We start from the raw sequence: 5,570 nt of genomic DNA, 5'->3' as shown, positions 1-5,570 counted from the left end.
AATTCCTAAAAATATGGTTATTAAAACTAAAAATGTCGTCATTTCTCAAATGTGTGGTAACGTTCTCGCATATCGACTCGTTGCGGGAAAATTAGCGATTATTTTTAAATTTATGATTTTAACTTCCAGAAAATCGTGAAACTTCGATTTCAACAGCGACTCCGCAATGAGCGATATGCAGTGTTAGCTAATGTTTTTTTTCTAGTTTAATAGTATCAATAATATCTTTGTAATATTGCAGATAAGGATGTTCTGTGTTATATTTTCTTTCTATGGTAATTGTAGAGTCTGATAAATTTAAAATGCGCCATTTTTTCTGGTATCCATTAAAATCTTGTATGGGTTTTTTAAAAATTATTGATTTATCTCTACTTTCTAAATAATAATTTACCGTATCCTCTGAGTAGAAGAAAAATTTAATCTGTTTGCTTAAAATATGGTAATGAGGTTCTTTTATTGTGTCATTTGATTGAATATAATCTAGAGGTGGAGCCGGTAAATTTGAAAATTGTTTATTAGTCCATTTTCCCAAAATATTTTCTGATAATAGTTTTGTCTGTTCAATATTTTTTTGGATTTTTTCTTCTAATTCTTCTTTAGAAAAACCAGTTATTAAAACACTTGGAGTTTGAATTTTTGATAGTCCAATACTAAATATGGCGACTGCGATCCCAGAAAATATTATGAATTTTCCAGATTTAAAAACTCGTGAGATTATAGCCCAATTAAATAAAAAAATAAAAACAGGAAGTATAAAAAATAAGTAACTATAATCAGATCGAGCATCTATTCCAAATCCTTCATACCTTAACCCTGTATTAAAAGGCAATAATCTAATTAAAAAAAACAAAATCAACATAAAAACAAAAACACTATTTATATGTGCGAATCTGTTTAAATGAGAGACCTTCTTTTTTTCAAAAACAAAATTACTAGCCCACAAATACATTGTAAAACTAAATCCCAAAGTTGTAGACACAAGAGATAATAATAACGAATTGAATGAACTAATGTAAAAAGCTTCAGGTGATATTGGATACTCGTTAAATAAATCAAATAAAACAAAAAAGGTATAATCTAATAATCTAAGCCACAGATTTACAAAAACACTATATCCAACACCTATTAAAATTCCTAAATAGAACCTCAGATATCCAATTTTTTTGATTGTAAGAATTGGTTTGAATACTACCAAGAATTTTATTTTTTAAAATATTAGCTAACGGTTTGGCTATGAGCAGTTGGGAATTTTTTACCCGAACTTTTCAGCTTAGCACTTACCTTTATTTTATTTACTATTTTTCATTTAAGCACTTAAACCCCAATTGCTTATAGCCTTTGTTGTGGTGTCGTTTTTTATTATTCTTTTATAGAAAAGTTAGTCCAATTTTTCTATTTAATCCTTGCTCAAAAATTCTAATTAATGTCGAAAGTTGAATATTCCCTTTGGCGTTTTCAAGTTTGGAAATGTAACTTTTCTTTGTTCCTGCTTTTTCTGCCAATTGTTCCTGCGTAAGGTTAGCTTCTTTTCGGGCTTCTTTTAACATTTCGCTCACAATGAACATTTGTGCGCCTTCTTCATACTTGTTTCGGTTTTCAGTTCCGATTTTTCCGTGCTCAAATTCAATGAGTTCGTCAAATGTCTTTATGCCTTTATATTTTTCCATATTCATAATTTTTTGTTGTTGAAATAATCGTTCATTAATTGTTCCGCTTTGTCTATTTCTTTTTGCGGTGTCTTTTGAGATTTTTTTTGAAAACCATTAAAAAGCACTACAAGTTGTCCTTCGTCAAAACAGCAGAAAATTCGGTAGATGTTCGACTGATATTCAACTCGGATTTCGTAAAGTCCGTTTGTTCCTGTCAAGTGTTTTAAAAACTTTTCAGGAACTCGGTCAACTTGTTTAATCAACTCGAAAACGTATTGAATTTTCCCTCTTACTTTCTGGTCTTGCTTTTGGTAAAATTCAATAAAGTGGTTTTCGTAGAAGATTATTTTTCTATTCATTCGACAAAGTTATCTCAAAAGATAACATTTTCCTAATTTTCGTAAAATTATTTTAGGACGGGTCAAAATGCACCACAACGTTCTCACATATAGCAAGTAGCGTGAAAATATTTCAGGCTTTTTGTTGTGGCGGTTAATATTTAGGTTTGTTATTAATTTTCGGTTTATTCACTGCCGAAGCTATTGGCTATATGCAGTGTTGGCAACAGTTTTGTTAAATTATCTAAAATTATTCTGCAAAAACAATTTATTTTACTTATTTCTGCAAATATATTTATTAAAGTAACTCAGACTTGTGCATAAAAGTACAAAAGTCTGATTTTTTATTGTCTAATTTTAAAATGTTAAAATATGAGAAACTTTAATTAGGAGAGTCAGTAGCCTAATTCTTTTGAATGAAACTGTAGATTTATTAACCGTGAAAAACCAGTTCAAATGGAAATATTCACAGACATAGGAGATTTTACGTTGTCAACTGTATTCCTATGTGCAGTCTGTAGATACTGTTACAAAATCTACAAGTTAGATAAATGCGGCTGCGACAGCTAATATATTTAACTCATTCTAACTCTAAAGTAGGTTAGTCTTATATTGTTTAATTGAGAGGCTGATTGTTTTAGCGGACTTCAGTCTCTCTTAATAATATAGCAAATTTAGAACAGTAATTTACAAAATAATCCTTTTTATAGTATTTAACATAAGATTAACAATATATTTATTAAGTGTTTTTACCATATTTTTCTTATTAAGGGGATACCAAATATTAATGAACTATAGACTAAAAACTCAGTATGGTCAAAAGAAGGAAACAACCCTCTAAACTTTTCTTCATCACGTAAATCTACATAAAAGTCTAAAAAGGGATAAAACTCTTTGCCGTGATGGTATTTATAATTAACTCTCGAACTATGTGGGGTTATATTTGTTTTAAACTGTGTATGATATGGTTTTTCCTTAGCATCCGTAAATATAAAATACTCTATCAATACATTATTTTCATAGTCTTTTATTTTTGGAGATAACCCAAAATAATTTACGGTTAACGCAAATAAGTTTATCGACATCAATATTATAATTACCCTTTTTTCGGTTTTTGTAAATCTTATTTTACGCATAGTGTTTGTTTTTAATTATTATATTTGGTTTTAAAATTTACTTATTATGACTTATGAAGAAGCTGAAGCAAAACTACTAAGTATGGGAGATTCACAATTAGAAGATGGTGTGTTATTTATTAATAGAATTTCTCCAGAGATAAAGGAAGACCATCTTAAATTCCAAAATGACTTAAAAATTAAAAGTATTTCTAATGAAGAAATGAAAAAGTACTCATCTAATAATGAATTTGATGTTAGAAGCTATAGAGCTCCGTTTTTTCCAAATGCTTAATTAAATATTTTCGTAGCCTTATTTAGAATAAACATATCTACTCTTGTATGAGTGTCATTCATTTCTATAATTGGTTGTACGCAGTATTTATTTTCAACTTCTTCAATTAATCTGTTTATTTTTTGATTTAAGTCTTTTTCCATTTGTTCATACTGTTCGTCTGTGTAATCTCCGAATCCTTTTAGTGTTGTGTCTTTACATTCTATCATTTTGTTTTTAAATTGTTGCCAACGTTTTCGTGTATGCGCAGTAGCGCGCAAAAATTCTAAATCTTTTTAATTCAGTTTCAAAGTTAGCAAATTATCCCAAACTTTGATTTCAGGCACAAACCCAGCTATTGCGTATACACAGTGTTACCATACGTTTTTTACTCAGTTTCTTTTTTATTCAGTTTCAATTTTTTAATTCTATTATTTTTGAAGATTAAAATACTCGCAAAAGTTCCGATTATAAAACCAATAAAAATGTATAACTCAAAATTTAATTCTCTTAAATTAATTTGCGTTTTAAGTTGATTAGCTGGATTTAATTTTGTTGACGTATCAAATTGATTGTTCAATTGGAATATTCTAAATTGCCAAGTCAAAGTTCCACTTAAAATTATAAGTGTAATTGAAATTAAACTTTGATAATTAAATTTCAGTTTTGTTATTTTTCTTATAATTAAATAAAGTAAGGGAATTATTCCCATTATTAAAGCAAATTTAGCGTTCAAATTAAATTTCCCACCTATTTTTTGGCTTATAATTTCAATATTTCCATTTGCGATTTGCGAAAGAGATAATTCAAAAAAAATATCCCATATTAAAAATCCGGTGACTGTGAATATTAAAATCAGTCCAACGTATTTTAGCGTGTTTTTCATTTTTAAATGTATGGTAACGTTCTCGCATATCGACTCGTTGCGGGAAAATTAGCGATTATTTTTCAATTTATGATTTTATTCCCAGAAAATCCCAAAACTTCGATTTCAGCCGAAAATCCGCAATGAGCGATATGCAGTGTTACCATACGTTTTTATATCAATAAATTTTATTAAAATATTCAATCAATTGCTCCTTGTTTTTTCGAAAGTTTTTCTTTTCTTTTTTCGACATTTTTAAAAATCGATAGCTAAATATTGTTGCGATTTTTTCAAATCCAGTATTACAATAAGTTGCATAATCAGATGAACATTTGCAATTAGTTTGCTCCAATGCAATAATCCGAATCGTTTTAGTTCCGACTTTCAGTTTTTTCGTTTTTTTTGATTCAAAAAACTCACGAACCTCCCAAATATTTCCTGAATAAATTAGTCCATTTTCAGAATCATAATTTTTGTCCTTACAGCAATGTTCCGCTTCAAAATCCGATTGTCGACATAAATAGGAAATATTCAAGTCTTCAGATTTTATACTCTTGAATTCATTAGGACTTTCAATTAACCAAAAAGAATTTTCACTATCAATCCATTCCTTTTGATATTCCATAATCCAAACTCCATATGAATACTTATTTCTTGAATCGTTTTGAGCAATTACATTTTGGCTTGCAATAGTGAATAATATAATAATGATTCTAATTTTAATCATTTTTCCCATTATGTCGAGATTTTCATATCAAATGTATGGTAACGGATTTGTGTATCTTTCAGTGGCGACCAAAGAAGCGGTACACTTCATTTGTCAGTCGTAAACATACCAAAAAAATCCCAAACTTTCACTTTCAATTCCCAAACCTCGCCATTGAAGATACACGGTGTTGTAGAGTGTATTCTAATCAGATGCGGGGGTTCAGGGGCTTTCGATATTTTCAGCTGACTTTGAGCTTGCCTATCAGTTCGATTATCAGCCGTTATTTTTCCGTGATTGGCAAATTCCGTCGAGGCTTACATTTCAGTTCGCAAACTCGCTGTCAGTTTCAGATTCCGTAGCTGATTAGCAAACTTTTTCGATGAAGCCATTCAGCCCAAAAAACCGCCATTCAGCGTTTTTTTCAATCGGGAATTATGAATTGTAACTTAAAACTTGAGTTGAACTTCTACCTTGTTTTTGAAAATCAGATTTTCAATTATATACTCTACAACGTTTTCGTGTATGCGCAGTAGCGCGTTAAAATTCTAAATCTTTTCAATTCAGTCTCAAAGTTAGCAAAATATCCCAAACTTTGGTTTCAGTCACAAACCCAGCTATTG

At 29.6% G+C, this 5,570-nt stretch carries 8 protein-coding genes; 1 reads left to right on the top strand and 7 read right to left on the bottom strand.

The genetic code is table 11. The features are described from left to right. Positions 1-187: 187 nt before the first annotated feature. From EIG86_RS07205 to EIG86_RS07190, 4 genes are all read right to left on the bottom strand, one after another. Positions 188-1,195, bottom strand: coding sequence for a hypothetical protein (locus EIG86_RS07205; RefSeq protein ID WP_127845496.1), 1,008 nt, complete (start codon positions 1,193-1,195; stop codon positions 188-190). 172 nt (positions 1,196-1,367) lie between these two features. Then, entirely contained in the window at positions 1,368-1,667 is a 300-nt protein-coding gene (locus EIG86_RS07200; protein ID WP_127845495.1) for a helix-turn-helix domain-containing protein, read from the bottom strand. 2 nt (positions 1,668-1,669) lie between these two features. After that, positions 1,670-2,008, bottom strand: coding sequence for a type II toxin-antitoxin system RelE/ParE family toxin (locus EIG86_RS07195; protein WP_127845494.1), 339 nt, complete (start codon positions 2,006-2,008; stop codon positions 1,670-1,672). Between the two features lie 728 nt (positions 2,009-2,736). Next, entirely contained in the window at positions 2,737-3,123 is a 387-nt protein-coding gene (locus EIG86_RS07190; protein WP_127845493.1) for a hypothetical protein, read from the bottom strand. Positions 3,124-3,169: 46 nt separating this feature from the next. Between EIG86_RS07190 and EIG86_RS07185 the strand changes: the two genes are divergently transcribed. Continuing rightward, positions 3,170-3,397 carry a hypothetical protein gene (locus EIG86_RS07185; RefSeq protein WP_127845492.1) on the top strand — a complete coding sequence of 76 codons (228 nt, stop codon included), beginning with the start codon at positions 3,170-3,172 and terminating at the stop codon, positions 3,395-3,397. Here EIG86_RS07185 and EIG86_RS07180 read toward each other — a convergent pair. The 3 genes from EIG86_RS07180 to EIG86_RS07170 form a co-directional block, all read right to left on the bottom strand. After that, a complete protein-coding gene (locus EIG86_RS07180; RefSeq protein ID WP_127845491.1) occupies positions 3,394-3,657 on the bottom strand; it encodes a hypothetical protein in 264 nt (87 codons plus the stop codon). The genes EIG86_RS07185 and EIG86_RS07180 overlap by 4 nt on opposite strands. Before the next feature lie 107 nt (positions 3,658-3,764). After that, entirely contained in the window at positions 3,765-4,112 is a 348-nt protein-coding gene (locus EIG86_RS07175; protein WP_127845490.1) for a hypothetical protein, read from the bottom strand. Positions 4,113-4,419: 307 nt separating this feature from the next. Then, positions 4,420-4,968, bottom strand: a complete 549-nt coding sequence (locus tag EIG86_RS07170; protein WP_127845489.1) for a hypothetical protein — start codon at positions 4,966-4,968, stop codon at positions 4,420-4,422. Positions 4,969-5,570 lie beyond the last annotated feature (602 nt).

The sequence above is a fragment of the Psychroflexus aestuariivivens genome (assembly GCF_004010055.1).
GTDB classification, from domain to species: domain Bacteria; phylum Bacteroidota; class Bacteroidia; order Flavobacteriales; family Flavobacteriaceae; genus Psychroflexus; species Psychroflexus aestuariivivens.
This window is presented reverse-complemented; position numbering and strand designations above follow the sequence as displayed.